16 protein-coding genes are annotated in these 15570 nt (G+C 73.0%); 8 read left to right on the plus strand and 8 right to left on the minus strand.

The window, feature by feature from the left end; translation table 11 throughout:
- A partial coding sequence (locus AB0P07_RS28665; RefSeq protein WP_365555598.1) for a maltotransferase domain-containing protein occupies positions 1-573 on the minus strand: 573 nt, incomplete at its 3' end.
- An 81-nt stretch (positions 574-654) separates the two neighbouring features.
- Positions 655-927, minus strand: coding sequence for a DUF5133 domain-containing protein (locus tag AB0P07_RS28670; RefSeq protein WP_365555601.1), 273 nt, complete (start codon positions 925-927; stop codon positions 655-657).
- 290 nt (positions 928-1217) lie between these two features.
- On the opposite strand from AB0P07_RS28670, the gene AB0P07_RS28675 reads away from it, so the two are divergent.
- Complete coding sequence (locus tag AB0P07_RS28675) at positions 1218-1733, plus strand: pep a2 (protein ID WP_365555603.1); 516 nt, start codon at positions 1218-1220, stop codon at positions 1731-1733.
- On the plus strand, positions 1730-3877 hold the full coding sequence (glgX, locus tag AB0P07_RS28680; RefSeq protein WP_365555605.1) for a glycogen debranching protein GlgX: 2148 nt from the start codon (positions 1730-1732) through the stop codon (positions 3875-3877). Before AB0P07_RS28675 ends, glgX begins: the two co-directional genes overlap by 4 nt.
- 10 nt (positions 3878-3887) lie before the next feature.
- Here glgX and AB0P07_RS28685 read toward each other — a convergent pair whose 3' ends face one another.
- Positions 3888-4691, minus strand: a complete 804-nt coding sequence (locus tag AB0P07_RS28685) for a VOC family protein (RefSeq protein ID WP_365555607.1) — start codon at positions 4689-4691, stop codon at positions 3888-3890.
- 119 nt (positions 4692-4810) lie between these two features.
- Here AB0P07_RS28685 and AB0P07_RS28690 point away from each other — a divergent pair, with 119 nt between their 5' ends.
- Positions 4811-5203: an ANTAR domain-containing protein gene (locus AB0P07_RS28690; RefSeq protein WP_365555609.1), complete on the plus strand. Its 393-nt coding sequence runs from the start codon at positions 4811-4813 to the stop codon at positions 5201-5203.
- On the opposite strand, the gene AB0P07_RS28695 is transcribed toward AB0P07_RS28690, so the two are convergent.
- Positions 5151-5942: an RNA polymerase sigma factor SigF gene (locus AB0P07_RS28695; RefSeq protein WP_365555857.1), complete on the minus strand. Its 792-nt coding sequence runs from the start codon at positions 5940-5942 to the stop codon at positions 5151-5153. The genes AB0P07_RS28690 and AB0P07_RS28695 overlap by 53 nt on opposite strands.
- 301 nt (positions 5943-6243) lie before the next feature.
- On the opposite strand from AB0P07_RS28695, the gene AB0P07_RS28700 reads away from it, so the two are divergent.
- Positions 6244-6768, plus strand: coding sequence for a hypothetical protein (locus AB0P07_RS28700; protein ID WP_365555611.1), 525 nt, complete (start codon positions 6244-6246; stop codon positions 6766-6768).
- Positions 6769-6799: 31 nt separating this feature from the next.
- Here the strand turns inward: AB0P07_RS28700 and hemC are convergent, their stop codons facing one another.
- From hemC to AB0P07_RS28720, 4 genes are all read right to left on the minus strand, one after another.
- Positions 6800-7735 (minus strand): hydroxymethylbilane synthase, encoded by a 936-nt coding sequence (hemC, locus tag AB0P07_RS28705; RefSeq protein WP_365555613.1) that lies wholly within the window; start codon positions 7733-7735, stop codon positions 6800-6802.
- A 73-nt stretch (positions 7736-7808) separates the two neighbouring features.
- On the minus strand, positions 7809-8585 hold the full coding sequence (locus AB0P07_RS28710; RefSeq protein WP_365555615.1) for an NPP1 family protein: 777 nt from the start codon (positions 8583-8585) through the stop codon (positions 7809-7811).
- Between the two features lie 141 nt (positions 8586-8726).
- Positions 8727-9707, minus strand: coding sequence for an ATP-dependent DNA ligase (locus AB0P07_RS28715; RefSeq protein WP_365555617.1), 981 nt, complete (start codon positions 9705-9707; stop codon positions 8727-8729).
- 96 nt (positions 9708-9803) lie between these two features.
- The gene (locus AB0P07_RS28720) at positions 9804-11255 is read right to left on the minus strand and encodes an MFS transporter (RefSeq protein ID WP_365555618.1); all 1452 of its coding nucleotides are present in this window, start codon (positions 11253-11255) and stop codon (positions 9804-9806) included.
- A 252-nt stretch (positions 11256-11507) separates the two neighbouring features.
- Between AB0P07_RS28720 and AB0P07_RS28725 the strand changes: the two genes are divergently transcribed.
- The 4 genes from AB0P07_RS28725 (at position 11508) to AB0P07_RS28740 (ending at position 15570) form a co-directional block, all read left to right on the plus strand.
- On the plus strand, positions 11508-12164 hold the full coding sequence (locus AB0P07_RS28725) for a TetR family transcriptional regulator (RefSeq protein ID WP_365555619.1): 657 nt from the start codon (positions 11508-11510) through the stop codon (positions 12162-12164).
- A 145-nt stretch (positions 12165-12309) separates the two neighbouring features.
- The gene (locus tag AB0P07_RS28730; RefSeq protein WP_365555621.1) at positions 12310-12690 is read left to right on the plus strand and encodes a DoxX family protein; all 381 of its coding nucleotides are present in this window, start codon (positions 12310-12312) and stop codon (positions 12688-12690) included.
- The gene (locus tag AB0P07_RS28735) at positions 12687-13154 is read left to right on the plus strand and encodes a peroxiredoxin (RefSeq protein ID WP_365555623.1); all 468 of its coding nucleotides are present in this window, start codon (positions 12687-12689) and stop codon (positions 13152-13154) included. The genes AB0P07_RS28730 and AB0P07_RS28735 overlap by 4 nt, the downstream gene beginning before the upstream one ends.
- Before the next feature lie 61 nt (positions 13155-13215).
- Complete coding sequence (locus AB0P07_RS28740; protein ID WP_365555625.1) at positions 13216-15570, plus strand: SpoIIE family protein phosphatase; 2355 nt, start codon at positions 13216-13218, stop codon at positions 15568-15570.

Here is a 15570-nt window from a genome sequence, read left to right on the forward strand (position 1 = left end):
CAGCGGGAGGGGCTCGGAGGAGGTGACCAGGTCCCGCAGCGGATGCCGGGCCAGGACCGCGTCCACCTCCGGCGTCAACGCCGCCGCCAGCCGGGTGGCCACCGGCAGCGTGTCGTCGAGCAGGGTCCGGGCCGCGTCCAGCACCACCGCCCGCCCGGAGTCCGCCGGCACGCCCGCGGCGGCCCGCCGGAAGAGCTCGGCCCCCTCCTCGAGCACGAGACCGGTGTCGATGCCGGCCGGGACCTTGATCCGCGCGGTGTGCCGCCAGGTCGCGACCGGGTCGCTCCACGCCTCCACCCGGTAGGTCCAGTCGCCGGGTGCACCCGGAGTGACCTGTGCACCCCAGCGGTCGCTGCCCGGGGCCAGCTCCCGCATCGGCGTCCACGGACCCGGTCGGCCCTCGGGGTCCTTCAGCACGACGTTGGCGGCCACCGCGTCGTGGCCCTCCCGGAACACGGTCGCGGTGACCTCGAACGTCTCTCCCGCCACCGCCTTCGCCGGGCGCCTGCCGTTGTCCACCACCGGATGGACGTCCCGCACCGGGATACGTCCGATCCCCACGGTCGCACTCATCCGCGTCTCACCTCCGCCGTGCTCGGGGCCGGGCGCGGGCCCGGCCGATTGGGTTGGGCCGATCGGGTGGGGCCGATCGGGTCAGACGGCGCCGGACGGAGCCCTGTGCCCCGACGGGGCGAACCGCTCCGGCTGCTCCTGCGCATGGGTGACGAGGTTCGTCCGCAGATACCTTTCGGCAGCGTCCGCGGCCTCGCGTGCGCACCGCTTCCCCATCAGCACGCAGAGGGTGTATCCGGCGTCCTCGAAGGTGGTCCGGACGGTGACGTCCGTGGGGGACGCCAGCATCGAACGTTCCCAGGCGCGGTAATGCCGCAGATGCCGGGCGACTTCGCTCTTCGCGGGGAGCAGCATGGCCGGTCACCTTCCGGACGGTCCGGTGGTACGGACGATCGAGTTCTTCACACATGGTGCATGGACGGTGACACCCCGTCTTGTTGGAACTTCAACTTCTTGCCGAGGGGTCGCTCCGGCTTCGATCCCGGCCCCGATTCCCGCCCCGAGCTGCTCGTGTTGCACGAATGGACTACCGCTCCCACTCTGGAGTGACTCAGAAGCGATCAGCGCTCACGCTTCGTGATCGGGGAGCCCGTCCCCCAAGGGGCGCGGAGGAGCGAGAGCCCTCGCGGTGAGGAGCCACGACGATGAAGACCGCAGTGCCCTGCTACTACCACCTCGACGTGGAAGTGAGCCCGGAACGGGTCGGACAGGTCAGGCGCATCCTGGCCGCTCACCTCCGGTTCTGGGACCTGGAGAACCTCGTCGAACCCGTCTGCTCGGGCGCCCAGATGCTGCTGCTGGCGATCGACGAGCACGCGAGCGACAAGAACACGTCGATCGAGATGTGGTGGAACCGCCAGCACCTCATCACGGCCGTAGGGGGCAACGACCAGGCGCTCCGTCCCGACCAGGACCTGCGCACCTGTCTGCAGCACCTCGCCGCCAACAGCGACGGCTGGGGCTGCTGCGCCACCGACACCGGCTCGAAGGTCATCTGGTTCTCGCGCCGCGCCCGCGCCGGCGAGCGCGTCCCGCTGGTCGCGACGGATCCCGAGCCGATCACCCAGGAGGGGCTGGAAGTGCCGCGCGAGATCATGCCGGTGGCCCGGGCGGCCGGTTGGGCACGTACGGGCGACGGCGTGCTGGAGGCGGCCCGGTGACCCGCGCCAGGCCGAACTGGAAGGGGGCGCCCGTGTGGAGCGGGCTCCCCTGTCCCCTGGGGGCCGCGTACGACGGACAGGGCACCAACTTCGCCCTGTTCAGCGAGGTCGCCGAGCGGGTCGACCTCGTGCTCGTCGACGACGACGGCAACCACAGCATCGTCCCGCTGCCCGACGTGGACGGCTTCGTCTGGCATTGCTACCTGCCCGGCGTCGGCCCGGGACAGCGCTACGGCTACCGGGTCCACGGCCCGTGGGCCCCGGCCGTCGGCCACCGCTGCAACCCGGCGAAGCTGCTCCTCGACCCGTACACCCGGGCCGTGGACGGGCTGGTGGACAACCACGCCTCCCTCTTCGAGCGGGCCCGGGGCAAGGCCGACCCGGGCGACAGCGCCGGGCACACCATGCTCGGCGTGGTCACCGACCCCTTCTTCGACTGGGGCGACGACCGCCCGCCCAGGCGCCCCTACTCGGAGAGCGTCATCTACGAGGCCCATGTCCGCGGACTCAGCCGCACCCACCCCGGCGTCCCCGAGGAACTGCGCGGCACCTACGCCGGCCTCGCGCACCCGGCGGTCGTCGAGCACCTGACGTCCCTCGGCGTGACGGCCGTGGAGCTGATGCCGGTGCACCAGTTCGTCCACGACGGGGTGCTCCAGGACCGGGGCCTGTCCAACTACTGGGGCTACAACACCATCGGCTTCTTCGCGCCCCACAACGGCTACGCCGCCCTCGGCACCCGGGGCCAGCAGGTCAGCGAGTTCAAGTCGATGGTCAAGACCCTGCACGAGGCCGGCCTCGAAGTGATCCTCGACGTCGTCTACAACCACACCGCCGAGGGCAACGAGAAGGGCCCCACCCTTTCCTTCCGCGGCATCGACAACGCCTCGTACTACCGCCTGGTGGACGGCGACTGGCAGCACTACTACGACACCACGGGCACCGGCAACAGCCTGCTGATGCGCCACCCGTACGTGCTGCAGCTCATCATGGACTCGCTGCGGTACTGGGTCACCGAGATGCACGTCGACGGCTTCCGCTTCGACCTCGCGGCCACCCTGGCCCGGCAGTTCCACGAGGTGGACCGGCTGTCCGCGTTCTTCGACCTCATCCAGCAGGACCCGGTGATCAGCCGCGTCAAGCTGATCGCCGAGCCCTGGGACGTGGGCGAGGGCGGCTACCAGGTGGGCAACTTCCCGCAGCTGTGGTCGGAGTGGAACGGCAAGTACCGTGACGCCGTACGGGACTTCTGGCGCGCCGAGGAGCACACGCTCGGCGAGTTCGCCTCCCGGCTGACCGGCTCCTCCGACCTGTACCAGCACAGCCGCCGCCGCCCCCGCGCCAGCGTCAACTTCGTCACCGCGCACGACGGGTTCACCCTGCGCGACCTCGTCTCGTACAACGACAAGCACAACGAGGCCAACGGCGAGGACAACCGGGACGGCGAGAGCCACAACAGGTCCTGGAACTGCGGCGCGGAGGGCGAGACCAAGGATCCTGCCGTGCGGGAGCTGCGCGGCCGGCAGCAGCGCAACTTCCTGGCCACGCTGCTGCTCTCCCAGGGCATCCCGATGATCTGCCACGGCGACGAACTGGGCCGCACCCAGCGCGGCAACAACAACGCCTACTGCCAGGACAACGAGATCTCCTGGATCGACTGGCGGCTCGACGACGAACAGCGCGCCCTGCTGGACTTCGCCCGGCGTCTGATCGCCCTGCGCGCCGACCACCCGGTGCTGCGCCGGCGCCGCTTCTTCCGCGGGGAGACCCTCACCCACGCGGACCAGCCGCTGCCCGACCTGGTGTGGCTGCTGCCCGACGCGCGGGAGATGACCGACGACGACTGGCGGCGCTCCGACGCGCACACGGTCGGCGTGTTCCTCAACGGCGACGCCATCGCCGAACCCGACTCCCGGGGCCGGGCCGTCGTCGACGACTCCTTCCTACTGCTGTTCAACAGCCACTGGGAGCCGGCCGACTTCCGGCTGCCCGACGTCACGTACGGCGAACGCTGGACGACGCTGGTCGACACCGCGGACCCGGAGGGCGTCCCCGACGAGGCCGAGCACAAGGCGGGCACCAGGCTGACCGTCGAGCAGCGCAGCCTAGTGCTGCTCTCCCGGCCGTCCCGCACCGGCCGGTGAGCCGGTGAGGTCAGCTGCCGAGGCGGCGCGCGGTCACCGTGAACTGCGCGCCGTCGGCGTCCCGGAGTACCGCCTCGTCCGCCTCCAGCAAGAGCACGCTGCCGCCGTGCAACTCCGCGGCGCGGGCGCACGCCGCGACGTCCTCGACCGCGAAGTGCACCTGCCAGTGCGGCCGCACGGCCGGGTCGGGGGCCGCTCCGAGCGCCCCCGACTCGATGCGGGCCACGACCTGGCCCTCGTGGCGCAGGACCACCTCGTCGCCCTCGTACCGGACCTCGCAGCAGCCCTGCCCCGACGCCCACTCGAAGATCTCGCCGTAGAAGATCGCGGCGTCGAAGGCGTCACGGGTGTGCAGCCGGATGAAGGCGGGACGCTTGGTGCGCCAGGCGTCCCAGTCCGAGAACAGCGCGCCCTCCCAGACCCCGAACGTCGCGCCGTCCCGGTCGGCGAGCAGGGCCGCCCGCCCCGGGGGCAGGGAGATCGGGCCGACCGCCGCCGTGCCGCCGCGCTCCTGCGCCCGCGACGCGGCCTCGTCGGCACTGCGCACGGCGAAGTACGGCGTCCAGGCCACCGCCATCTGCCACATCGCGGCCACGGCCGCGATCCCGGCCACCGGCACCCCGTCGGCCAGGGCGATCCGGAAGGGCTCGCCCAGCCGGGCGGGCCGCCACTGCCAGCCCAGCACGGCGGAGTAGAACTCCTCGGTGGCCTTCAGATCACGGCTGGTGAGACTCACCCAGCAGGGGGCGCCGTACACGGAGTGCGTGGAGAGCAGGCCCTCTTCGCGGGTGGAGGAGGTCGTGTCGTGGTTCATGGCAGTCGTGTCCTGGTCTCGTCCACCGGCAGCCACCGGCTCGACACCAGTGTCCGGCCGGGAGTGCGGCGGGCGCCTGGCGAGTACCCCGGACAGGGTGTCGAAACGGAGGCCCCGTGATGACCGTGCCCCCCACCCACACGCGTCCGGGCCCCGGCCCGGACCCGGATGCCGACTCGGACCAGATCTTCCGGCTGCAGGAGCAGGTCCGGCAGCTCAAGGAGGCGGTCGTCTCGCACGCCGTCGTCGACCAGGCGATCGGTGTGGTCGTCGTCATCGGCGGGGTGACGCCGGACGAGGGGTGGAGCGTCCTGAAGGAGGTTTCCCAGCATACGAACATCAAACTCCGCAATGTGGCGGAAACGGTACTCATCTGGGGGCGCACCGGAGTGATGCCGCCGGAAATCCTGGCCGCTCTGGAAGACCGCCTGGGGCGGGCCGCGTGCGGCGGGCTCCCGCTCAGCGGGCCTCCTGCAGGATCTCCTTACGGATCCGGTCGAAACAGCCGCTGAGCAGCCGGGAGACGTGCATCTGGGAGATGCCCAGCTGCTGGGCGATGCGGCTCTGCGTCATCCCCCCGAAGAAGCGCAGGTAGAGGATGGTGCGCTCGCGCTCGGGCAGCGCCTCCAGACAGGGCCGCACCGCCACCCGGTCCACGACCGCGTCGAAGGCGGGGTCGGGGCCGCCCAGCGCGTCGCCGAGGGCGTACCCGTCGGTGCCCGGCATCTCCGCCTCGAGCGACAGGGCGGAGAAGCACTCCAGGGCCTCCATGCCGGTCCGCACCTCGACCGTGGTCAGCTGCGCGTGCTCGGCGATCTCCTCGACGGTGGGGGCGCGGCCCGGCGTGGTCTGCGCCAGCTCCTTGGCCGACTTGCGGACCCGGTTGCGCAGGTCCTGGATCCGGCGCGGCACGTGCAGCGTCCACATGTGGTCGCGGAAGTGCCGTTTGATCTCGCCGGTCACGGTCGGCACCGCGTACGCCTCGAAGGCGTGGCCGCGCTCCGGATCGTAGTGGTCGACGGCCTTGACCAGGCCCAGGGCCGCCACCTGATAGAGATCCTCCAGGTTCTCGCCGCGGCCCCGGAAGCGGACGGCGATCCGCTCCGCCATGGGCAGCCAGACCCGGATGAGTTCGTCCCGCAACGCCTTGCGCTCCGGTCCCTCGGGCAGCCCGGCGAGCCGGTCGAACGCAGCGGCCGTGTCGGGGGCGTCGTCGTGCGGGTGGGGCTGGGTTGTGCCGGCGACACGCATCACGCGCACCTCCCTCAGCAGGGGAGCTGGCAAGTCCTCGTATATATGGATACTGAGCGCGAATGCCCCGAACGGCCACTCGAACGGCTGCATCCCGGTGACCGGGCGGCCGCCCGGTCGCGGGACGTGATGTGCGGCACGCTCCGGGTGATCGCCCGGACGGGCGTCGGCGGATCGTCCCTGCGCAACGCTTGATCATTGATCAAAGGGGCGAAGGTGCTGGCCACAGCGCATTCCGCCCATTTGACACTGCGATCGGCGCACAGATAGGAAGCAACGTCGAGAGGTCGAGAGGGGCACCGTGTACGAGCCGAACGTGGTCGGGGACTGGCAGGAGTACGACGAGCACGCCGGCCTGCGGGTCCGTGTGCACCGTCTTGAGCCGGCCGAGCCGCCGCGTGGGCGTGACGACGCCGCCGAGGGGCTGACCTACTTCCGGGTCCGGGTGACCGTCGAGAACCGGGGCGCGCGCCCTCTCGGCATCCACCTGGAGGACGGCCAGATCGACGTGCGGATCGGCCCCGACGGGGAGAGCGCCTTCCTCGACTGGCGCAACTCCCAGTTCGTCGAGGGCTTCGACGTCTACCCGCTGCGCCGGGCCACCGCCGTGCTCTACGGAGCCGGTCCGGAGGCGAGCCTGAACCAGGTGGACGTCCAGGTGCAGCTGAGGGTGGACGAGGAGTGGGCCGACCGGCGGCTGTGGAGCGGCGCCCTCGGGCTGCCCGACGGGGCCGGGGCCGTCGCCTGCGGCACGGTGCGGGACGAGGGCGTGGCGCACCAGGTGAGCGCCTTCCTGCGGGGCCAGTCGGAGGAGGGCTCCGCCTGACCCGCCGGGCGGCCGCGCGGGAGCCCGGCTCTCAGTGCGCGATGCCGTCGATGATCTCCCGGGCGCCCTGCCGCAGCAGCGCCACGGCGACCGAGGTGCCGAGGGTCGCCGGGTCGAGGCGGCCCGCCCACTCGTGGGCGTTCAGCCGGACCTTGCCGTCCGGGGTGAAGACGCAGGCCCGCAGCGAGAGTTCACCGCTCCGGTCCACATGCGCGTGCCCGGCGATCGGGCTGTTGCAGTGCCCCTGCAGGACGTGCAGGAACATGCGCTCCGCCGTCGCCTCCCGGTGCGTCGCGGGGTGCCCGAGGCCGCTCACCGCGTCGATCAGGGCGCTGTCGCCCTCGCGGCACTGCAGGGCCAGGATGCCCGCGCCGATCGGCGGCATCATCGCCTCGGTGGAGAGGACCTCGCTGATCACGTCGGCCCGGCCGATGCGCTCCAGACCGGAGACGGCGAGCAGCAGCGCGTCCGCCTCGCCCGCGGCGAGCTTCGCCAGCCGCCGGTTGGCGTTGCCGCGGAACGGCACGCACCGCAGACGCGGGTGGGTGGCGGCCAGCTGGGCGACCCGGCGCACCGAGGACGTGCCGACGCGCGTCCCCTCCGGCAGTTCGTCCAGGGTGAGCCCGTCCGGGTGGACCAGCGCGTCCCGCACGTCGTCCCGCTTCAGGAACGCGGCGAACACCGTGCCGGCGGGCAGCGGCCGGTCGGCGGGCACGTCCTTGACGCAGTGCACCGCGAGATCGGCCTCGCCCGACAGCAGCGCGGCATCGACCTCCTTGGTGAACGCTCCCTTGCCCTCCACCCGCGACAGGTCCCCGAGCCACTTGTCGCCGGTCGTCTTCACCGGTACCACCTCGGTGCGCACGCCGGGGTGGAGGGCCGCCAACTCGGCCCGGACGCGCTCGACCTGAGCCAGCGCCATGGGGGAGTCGCGGGAGACGATGCGGATCAGTTCGGGGGCGGACATGCGGACACGATAGTGCGCGCGGCGGCGTCCACGGGCCGAGGTCCGCCCGAACGGCCCGTTTTCGCCCTCCGTCTCACGCGTACGGCTCGAAGGGGACGCCCGCGGGCTTGGCGGCGGCCAGGTGGGAGGCGAAGCTGCCGTCCTTCAGGCCGAAGTTGGCGCTGCCGAAGTCATAGGCGCTGAGCTTGTCGCGCAGGCCCGCCGGGTAGCCGTTCCAGCCCACCAGGGTCGGGTACTGCCAGGTGCCCTTGTGGTTCTCCGGCGGTTCGTCGCCCGAGGTCGCCAGGCGGAAGCAGTGGGTGCCGATGCCGTCCTTGTGGTAGACGATCTTCGGGTGGGTGCCCTCGAAGCGGACGGCCGACCGCTCGTGCACGCTGAACGAGCCGTGGTTGGACGTCGACACGTACCGCACCGTGTCGTCCTTCACCCACACCACCACGTGCTCCCAGTCGTGCCGGTGGCCGCCGAGGCTGCTGCCGGGCAGCGCCTGGTCCTTCTCGAAGTAGAGCCCGTACATGTAGGCACACCAGTCGCCGTCGCACCTTGCGCGCGCGTATCCGTTGGTGTTGTCCAGGTCGGAGGCGTCGCGGCAGTTGCCGTTGAGGGCGCCGGTCGGTTTGAGTCCGCCGTTGACCGCTCCGTCGGCGCCGATCGCCGGGGTCGGATAGCAGCCGTCGGTGTCGTAGTCGTAGGCGGGCTGGTACGTCCGTTCCAGGGGGTCGGCGTTGCCGGGCAGCCCCGGCGGCGGGGCCGCGAACGCGGTGGCGGGGAAGGCGAGGACGAGGGCGAGGGCACCGAGCGGTACGGTGAGCCATCTTTGGCGGGGCGTTGCGGCGGTACGCGAGCGCATCGCGTCCTCCTCAGGCTGGGTCAGCCCAACGGCTGTGGGGGGAAGGGGAGTTCAGGGTCCCCTCTTTTCGCTCCCGCGCCAAGGGGGCCCGGGCGTCCCCGCGGTGAAGGGCGGCCCAACTTCTGAGAGCCGGTCAGCCGCTCACACCAGGTCGTCCGGGACGTCCGCGGCCGACTCCTCGGGCGTCAGGTCCGGGCGCAGCCTGAGCCAGGACGGCTGGCGCAGCATGCCCTCGCGGGTACGGGTGCTGTAGCGGACCTCGCCGACCAGCCGGGGCACGACCCAGCGCGCCCCCGGCACCCTCGGCACCGGGTCGAAGGGGCAGACGTCGCTCGCGGCGGCCGCCAGCAGCCCGGCCAGCTCCGTGCGCTCGCCCTCGCTCCAGCCGGTCCCGACCCCGCCGACGTAGCGCAGCCGGGTCGCGGCGCGCTGGCCGACCAGCACGGCGCCGGGCAGGCCGCCGAGCCGCCCCTTGCCGGGCAGCCAGCCGCCGATCACGACGTCCTCGCTGCGCATGTTGCGGATCTTGATCCAGGCCCGGGAGCGGGTCCCGGGCTCGTACACCGAGTCCAGTCGCTTGCACACCAGCCCCTCCAGACCGTGCTCGCGGGTGGCCCGCAGGGCCTGTTCGCCGTGGCCGACCAGCGCGGCCGGGGTCGACCACGACGGCCCGTCCAGGGCGAGGTCCGTCAGATGCTCGCGGCGGCCGGCGTAGGGCGTGCGCAGCAGGGAGCGGCCCGCCAGGTGCAGGGCGTCGAACAGCACCAGGTGGACGGGGACCCGCGCCGCCCGGTGCGCCGCCCGGCCCGGGGCGTGTGCGAGGCCCATCCGGGACTGGAGCAACTGGAAGTCGGCGCGGCCCCGTTCGTCCAGGGCCAGCACCTCGCCGTCCAGTACGGCGGGAGTGTCGCCGAGCGCGGCGGCGAGCGGCGCCAGCTCGGGGTAGGCGGCGGTGATGTCCTGGCCGGAGCGGGCCCGCAGCAGGACGCTTCCGTCGCCGGGCAGGTAGACCACGGCGCGCTGGCCGTCCTGCTTGGTCTCGTAGGCCCAGCGCGCGTCCTGCGCGGTGGGCGGCAGGGTGCCGGGGGTGGCGAGCATCGGAGGGATCAGCGGCAGCTCCACAGGTCAGTTCTCCACGGGCCCGGACGTCGTCACGCGCGTTGCCCGCGAGGTTCGCCCGAACGGCGCCGGTCCCGGGCGTGGCCGGCGCCGTCGCGGTCAGCGCACCGGGGCGGGCTCCGCCGCGGCACCGTCGGCGGACGCCGGGGCCGCCGGGCCGGCGGGGCGGTGCCGGGGGACGAAGGACGCGATGGCGGCGGCCAGCAGGGCCGCGCCGGCGCCGATGGCCATGACCGCCTTGAACGCGTTCTCGGAGGGCAGGGCGAAGCCGCCGAGGTCGACGGTCATCTGGGCCAGGACGACACCGGCGACGGCACTGGCGACCGAGGTGCCCAGGGACCGCATGAGGGTGTTGAGGCTGTTGGCGGCGGCCGTCTCGCTCGGCGGCACGGCGCCCATGATCAGCGACGGCATGGCGCCGTAGGCGAAGCCGATGCCCGCGCTGATCACGCAGGAGACCAGGACCAGGTGCCAGACCTCGGACATCAGCACGATGTTCAGGCCGTAGCCGGCCGCGACGATCACGGCGCCGATGATCAGCGTCACCTTCGGGCCGCGGGACCGGGACACCTTCGCGGAGACCGGGGCGAACGCCATCATCACCAGGCCGGACGGCGCCATCACGAGCCCCGTGGTCAGCAGGGAGCGGCCGAGTCCGTAACCGGTGGCCTCGGGCAACTGCAGCAGCTGCGGCAGCACCAGGGACATCGCGAACATCGAGAAGCCGATCGCGACGGACGCCAGGTTGGTGAACAGCACCTGACGGCGGGCGGTGGTGCGCAGGTCCACCAGCGGCTCCGGGGTGTGCAGCTCCCACCAGCCCCAGACCAGCAGGATCACGACGGCCGCCGCGAACAGGCCGAGGGTGGTGCCCGAGGACCAGCCCCAGTCGCCGCCCTTGGAGATGGCCAGCAGCAGGCTCGCGAGTCCCGCGGCCATGCCGACGCCGCCGAGCAGGTCGAACCGGCCGCCGGTGCGCACGGCCGACTCCGGCACCAGCGCCAGTACCAGGACCAGGGAGAGGGCGCCGAGCGCGCCGGAGAGCCAGAACAGCATGTGCCAGTCCAGCTTGTCCGCGATCAGCGCCGCCGCGGGCAGGCCGAGCGCGCCGCCGACCCCGAGGGAGGCGCTCATCACGGCGGTGGCGCCGGCCAGCCGCTCGGCCGGCAGTTCGTCGCGCATGATGCTGATGCCGAGCGGGATCACGGCGGCGGACAGGCCCTGCAGGGCGCGGCCGACGACCATCGGGACCAGCGCGTCGCTCAGTCCGCAGACCGCCGAGCCGCCGATCAGCAGCACCAGGCTGAGCAGGAGCATCCGCCGCTTGCCGAACATGTCGCCGAGCCGGCCGACGACCGGGGTGGCCACCGCGGAGGCGAGCAGCGTGGCGGTCACCGCCCAGGCCGCGTCCGAGGCCGACGCGTCCAGCAGCTTCGGCAGCTCGGGGATGATCGGAATGACCAGTGTCTGCATGAGCGCGACGACGATTCCGGCCAGGGCCAGTACCGCCACCACGGCGTTCGGCCGCGGTGCGGCGGGGGAAGCGGGCATGGAAAAGCCTTTCGAGCGATGAGTGTCGATGGGGGTTGCCGTGTGTGCGAGAGCCGAGCGCAGACTTTTAAGTCAGTCGCTTGAAGTATCCTACCGGTATGGAGAGGGAACGCCCGTCCGGGCCGGGCGGCGACCCGGCGCGGCCGCCCCGTAGGCTTCCGTGACAGTCCGCCCTACGGCGGCGGACCTGCGACGACTCGAGGGACCGGTTGTCGTGGGCGGTGCGGAGAGAGTCCCGGCGCGGTGGTGATCATGGCGAGCAGGACGGTCCGGACGGAACAGGCCAACGCGACCCGGCAGCTGATCCTGACCACCGCCGAGCGCCTCTTCGCCGAACACGGCGTGTACGCCGTCTCCAACCGCCAGGTCAGCGAGGCCGCCGGGCAGGGGAACAACGCCGCCGTCGGCTACCACTTCGGTACCAAGGCGGACCTGGTGCGGGCCATCGCCCAGCGCCACTCGGAGCGGGTCGAGGAACTGCGCGCCCGGCAGCTCGCCGCCCTCGGAGACGCGCCCGACCTCCGTGACTGGGTGGACTGCCTGGTCCGTCCCCAGTTCGACCACCTGGCGGCGCTGGGCAGCCCCACCTGGTACGCGCGGTTCTGCGCCCAGGTCATGACCGATCCGGCGCTGCGCCAGATCATGACCGAGGAGTCCCGTGCCTCCGTCTCCCTGCGGGCGATCATCGAGGGCCGCAACCGGTGCATGCCCGCGCTGCCGGCCGAGGTGGTCGCGGAGCGGGGCGACATGGCCCGCCACCTCATCGTGCACACCGCGGAGGAGCGGGAGCGTGCGCTCGCCGAGAACCGCCCCACCCCGCGCACCAGCTGGCGGGAGGCGGCCGACGGCCTCGTCGACGCGATCGTGGGCATGTGGCTGGCGCCCGTCACGCCCCGAAGCGGGAGGTGACGCGCGTTCCGGGTGACCGACCGGCCCCCGGCCGTGCGGCGGACGGCCCGGTCCGACCGTGGGTCCGCACGCGCCCGAAGGGTGTGGACACCGGCGACCCTACCGTCGAGTAATATCGCGCGGCAGGCCCCAATGAGGAGGAACCGTGCCACGGTCCGAACGCTCACCCCTGCTGCTCGCCGGCCTGCTGGCCACCGCGGGCGTCGCCCATTTCGCCCGGCCCCGGCCCTTCGACGCCACCGTGCCGCGCTCCCTGCCGGGCACACCCCGGGCGTGGACGTACGCCAGCGGTGTCGCCGAACTCGCGCTCGCCGCCGGACTCGCCGTGCCGCGCACCCGCAGGGCCGCCGCGCTGAGTGCCGCCGCGTTCTTCGTCGGAGTGTTCCCGGCCAACGTCAAGATGGCCTGGGACTGGCGGCACCGCCCCACCCCGCAGAAGGCCGCCGCCCTCGGACGGCTGCCCGTGCAGGTGCCGCTCGTGCTGTGGGCGCGCGGCGTCGCCCGGGGCAGCGAGGGCCGGTCGTGAGCCGGGCCCCGGCCGTGGGCGACACCGTCGAGGACTTCACCCTGCCGGACGAGACCGGCACCCCGCGCCGCCTGTCCGAACTGCTCGCCGACGGGCCCGTCGTCCTCTTTTTCTACCCGGCCGCCCTCACCACCGGCTGCACCGCCGAGGCCTGTCACTTCCGCGACCTCTCCGGCGAGTTCGCCGCGGTCGGTGCGCGGCCGGTCGGCGTGAGTGGCGACCCCGTCGACCGGCAGCAGGAGTTCGCCGGACGCCACACCCTCGGCATGCCGCTGCTGTCCGACGCCGACGGCGCGGTCCGGGAGCGGTTCGGGGTGAAGCGGGGGTTCGCCCTGGCTCCCACCAAGCGGGTCACCTTCGTCATCGGGCAGGACCGCACCCTGCTGGAGGTCGTCCGCAGCGAAATCCGGATGAACGCGCACGCCGACCGCGCCCTCGCCGCGCTCCGCGCCCACCGGCGGTGACCGAGCCACTCGCGCCCCGTCCCGGTTGATACCGCATCGTCCTGGGATGATCCTGGACGGCATGGAGGATTCCTCCGCCACGGTGATCGTCGACGCCCGCGGACTGGTGACGGGATGGAGCGACGGCGCGCGGCGCCTGACCGGATACACGGCCGAGGAGGTCGTGGGGCGTCCCGCGCGGGACCTGCTCGCGCGGGACGCCCCCTCCGGCCCCCGTGCCGGCACCCCCCTGTCCGGCACCGCCGTGATCCGGCACCGCGACGGCCGCCCGGTGAGCCTGCGGCTGCGGGCCGGTCCGCTGCCGGGCGCCGACCGAGCACCGGCCGGCTGGGCGGTGACCGCCGCCCCGCCCGGCGGCCCCGCTCCCACCCTGGTCGACGACGCCGTACGGCAGGCCTCCCTGTCGATGTCCGTCCTCGACCCCGGCCTGCGCTTCGTGCACGTCAACGAGACCACATGCCGGATGATGGGCCGGTCGGCCGACGAACTGATCGGCCGTAGCCTGTCCGACACACTGGCGGACTTCGAGGGCGACGCCCGGTCCTTCCTGCACCACCTGCGCGTCGTCGCCGACACCGGCCGACGCGTCCAGTACGAGAGCTACGCGCCCGCGCCGGCCGGCACCCGGCTGCACGCCTGGACCGTGGAGATCTGGCCGGTCCACGACGCGTCCGGCGCGCTCACCGCCGTCGCCATGGCCGCGCTCGAGAGCACCGAACAGCACCGGGCCCGCGAGCGGATGGCCCTGCTGAACGCGGCCGCCACCGTCGGCACCACCCTCGACGTCGTCCGCACCGCCGAGGAACTGGTCGGGCTCCTCGTGCCGCGGTTCGCCGGCTTCGCCGCCGTCGACCTGCTCGACTGGGTCCTCGGCGACGACGAACCTCTCGCCAAGCCGCCCGAGCACGCCGAACTGCGCCGGGTGGCCCACACCTCCGCCACCGAGAACTTCCCCACTCCCGCCGTGCACCTCGGCGGACACGAGGTCCACCCGACCGACAGCCCGCACGCCCGGGCGATGCGGGAGGGCCGCGTCGTCCTCACCGGCCCGGGCGACCCGGAGTTCGACCGGTGGATGCGCACCCGCGAGGCCGAGGCCCCGCACAACCGCCCCTTCCGCGAAGCCGTCAGCTCCGTCCTGGCCGTGCCCCTGCGGGCCCGCGGCACCACCCTGGGCGTCGCCCTGGCCGTCCGGACCGCGCCCCGGGAGCCGTACGCCGTCGAGGACGCCGTACTGGCCGAGGAACTGGCGGGCCGGGCCGCCGTCTCCGTCGACAACGCCCGGCGCTTCGCCCGCGAGCGCTCCACCGCCCTGGCGATCCAGCGCAGCCTGCTCCCCAGGGACCTGCCCGGACAGGCCGCGGTCGAGGTGGCCCACCGCTACCTCCCCTCCGCGTCCGCAGCGGGCATCGGCGGCGACTGGTTCGACGTGATCCCGCTCTCCGGCAGCCGGGTCGGCCTCGTCGTCGGCGACGTGGTGGGCCACGGCATCCCGTCCACGGCGACCATGGGCCGGCTCTGCACGGCCGTGCGCACCCTCGCCGACGTCGACCTGCCCCCCGACGAGCTCCTCACCCACCTCGACGACCTCGTCACCCATCTCGCGGCCGTCGGCACGCAGGAAGGCGACGCGGAGATCCCGGAACTGGGCGCCACCTGCCTCTACGCCGTGTACGACCCCGTGTCCCGGCGACTGGCCCTGGCGGCCGCCGGTCACCCCGCACCCGCCCTCCTCCTGCCCGACGGCACCACCCGGATCGTCACCATGACCGCCGGGCCGCCCCTCGGGGTGGGCGGACTGCCCTTCGAGGCGACGGAGCTGGAACTGCCGGAGGGCTCCGTCGTCGCCCTCTACACCGACGGACTGGTGGAGGACCGCGACCGCGACGTCGACCACGCCACCACGGAACTGTGCCGGGCCCTGGCCGCGCCCGCGACCTCGCTCGACGCGCTGGGCGACGGCGTGCTCAAGGCCGTACTGCCCGAGGAACCAGGCGACGACGTCGCGCTGCTGCTGGCTCGCACCCGGGCGCTGGGCGAGGACCGGGTGCGCACCTGGGACGTCGCCCCGGACCCTGTCGGCGTGGCGGCCGCCAGACGGTCCGTCGGCGAACAGCTGACGGCGTGGGGACTGGACGACACGGCCTTCGTCACCGAACTCGTCGTCAGCGAACTCGTCACCAACGCCATCCGGTACGGCGAGCCGCCCATCCAGTTGCGCCTCATCCGCCACACCGCCCTCATCTGCGAGGTCTCCGACGCCAGCTCCACCTCCCCCCACCTGCGCCGCGCCCACGCCTACGACGAGGGCGGGCGCGGACTGCTCCTGGTCGCCCAGCTCACCCAGCGCTGGGGCAGCCGCCAGACGGACACCGGCAAGACCATCTGGGCCGAACAGCCACTGCCCGCTCAGTGA

Origin of the sequence: Streptomyces sp. NPDC085944 (genome assembly GCF_040686295.1) — a bacterium.
In the GTDB taxonomy this organism is placed as follows: domain Bacteria; phylum Actinomycetota; class Actinomycetes; order Streptomycetales; family Streptomycetaceae; genus Streptomyces; species Streptomyces salinarius.